Origin of the sequence: Bradyrhizobium sp. (assembly GCF_049586575.1) — a bacterium.
GTDB lineage: Bacteria > Pseudomonadota > Alphaproteobacteria > Rhizobiales > Xanthobacteraceae > Bradyrhizobium.
This window is the reverse complement of the sequence record NZ_JBAVCF010000448.1, coordinates 1-1955: the sequence shown is the minus strand read 5'-3', so window position 1 is coordinate 1955 and position 1955 is coordinate 1. Positions and strand designations below refer to the sequence as shown.

Here is a 1955-nt window from a genome sequence, read left to right as displayed (position 1 = left end):
GTCCGGTGTGCCCGCGGAGAACAATTTCTTCGAGCGCAGCCACCGCAAGATGCGTCTTCCCCACGCCGCAAGTGCCCATCAACAAAAGTCCGTGTTCGGTCCCAATCGGAAAGTTACGCGCGAAACCTTGCACCTCGAGCTTCGCCTGAAGCAGACTGCGGTTCCAAGCCGTTGCTTCAGGACCGGAATAGCCGAGATCCGTATCGAAGCTCTCGAAATTGCAATGCTGGTAACGCTTGGGCAGTCGTGCGCGTTCCAGAATGTGCGAGTGGCGGTCGCCCACTGTGCAATCGCACGGCACAGCCCAGACCGTCTTCGGCTCGCCAACTGCGGAGCCAGCGCGAGCGCCGCCCGCAGGCGCGAAGGGCCGCGCTTCCTGATTCGACCCGGTCTGCTCGACAACTTTCCAGCCTGTGCCGCTGCAATTCGGACAATCGCTCCGTGCCATGCCGCAAGGATAGGCGCTGCACGCGCTCAGCGCAAGCGGACGCCTGTGCATCGCTGTGGAACCTGTGGATCCCGCTCGAGACGGGTTTCGAGGCCCCGCGCGAGGTGGCGGAGCGCTGCGCGACCAGAAATCCCCGCCAGTGTGGCTCGGCGCCGGTGCACATCCCGGAATTATGACTTCGTGTTATAATTGTTCCGCATTTCGAAGAAGCCCGGATTGCGTCGCCGCCTTTCTGGCCAGCTTTTGGCCGTTCGCCTATCCGCCTTCCTCGCCTTACTTGAAAAGCACTGAACCGGTCGGTGACGCATCACGTTTTTCGATTTAAGAGAGAAGGAGATAGGGGAGCATGAAGAATTTGTTTGTCGGGAACATGAGTTTCCAAACGACTGAGGCAGATTTGCGCGCGTTGTTTGCGCCGTTTGGGACGGTCACGCGCGTTCATCTGGCGATGGATCGGGAAACCGGCCGCGCCCGCGGATTCGCGTTTGTCGAGATGCCCAACGATGCCGAGGCGGCCAAGGCCATTGCCGGCTTGGATGGCAAAGAGGTAGGCGGGCGAAATTTGAAAGTGAATGAAGCGCGGCCGAAGGGCGAGGGTCGCGCCCCTGAACGCGGCGGCGGTCCGGGACGTAGCAGCGGCGGCGGTAATCGCGGAGGAAATCGCGAGCGGTTCTCGAATGAGGACTATCGCGAAGCGGCACGTCAGCCGCGCGAACCCCGCTGGTAACGGGGGAAGGCCACGCCAGACTCGGGCTGTCGGTATCAGAGCCCGCAGTCGGTGTCATCGGCTGATTCCGGCGTATGAAATCGACACGCGGCCTCGTGCGAATTGCTCCTGTATACTTTATTGGGAGTATCGCTGAGGATTCTATCGCGAATTCAAGGAGCTTTTATGGCGACACGATCGAAATCCACATTTCAGAAGCGGCAGAAGGAAATGAAGCGTCAGGAAAAACAGCGCATGAAGGCCGAACGTCGCGCGCAGAAAAAACTTGCTCCTCGCGCCGAAGGCGATGCTCCGATCGAAAACATTACCAGCGAGAACATGTTTGACGACCCCGATATCGTCCCTGCTGATCCCTGGCCTCAGGGATAATTGCGAGCGGGGCCAGCCCCGCTCTCGCGTTACCTGATGGTCTGCGTCATCAATTCCCGAAACTGAAATCGAGCCAAGCTCGCGCCACAGGTTGAAGGGTGCCTGACGCCGCGCGCGATTTCTGCCTGCACCTGTCTATTCTTCTGTGATAATCCAGTCCATGGCCAATCGCACTTTCGTCCCGGAGGCTCGACCATGGTTAAAGCTGACAGTCGCCATCGCTGGTTCTATCCGCACTCGCTGAGCATCATCTGCACCAGTATCCTAATTCTGTGGATTTGCTTTTATATCTTCTCAAATCCTGCCACTCACTGGGGCTCGTTCTTTGGAAATGCGATTGCCGACTGGTCGGGTGTGGTCGTGATGCTGTTTGCGACGAAGTATTTGTACGAAAAAGGCTCGGCCGAAAGT

The 1955-nt window shown here is 58.6% G+C and carries 4 protein-coding genes; 3 read left to right on the top strand and 1 reads right to left on the bottom strand.

The window, feature by feature from the left end; translation table 11 throughout:
* The coding region (locus WB528_RS17555) for a hypothetical protein (protein WP_423889672.1) at positions 1-283 on the bottom strand (283 nt) is incomplete at its 3' end.
* A gap of 511 nt (positions 284-794) precedes the next feature.
* On the opposite strand from WB528_RS17555, the gene WB528_RS17550 reads away from it, so the two are divergent.
* The 3 genes from WB528_RS17550 to WB528_RS17540 all read left to right on the top strand — a co-directional run.
* Entirely contained in the window at positions 795-1175 is a 381-nt protein-coding gene (locus WB528_RS17550; RefSeq protein ID WP_423889671.1) for an RNA recognition motif domain-containing protein, read from the top strand.
* Between the two features lie 210 nt (positions 1176-1385).
* Positions 1386-1544, top strand: a complete 159-nt coding sequence (locus WB528_RS17545) for a hypothetical protein (protein ID WP_423889670.1) — start codon at positions 1386-1388, stop codon at positions 1542-1544.
* A gap of 195 nt (positions 1545-1739) precedes the next feature.
* On the top strand, positions 1740-1955 hold a 216-nt coding region (locus WB528_RS17540; protein WP_423889669.1), incomplete at its 3' end, for a hypothetical protein.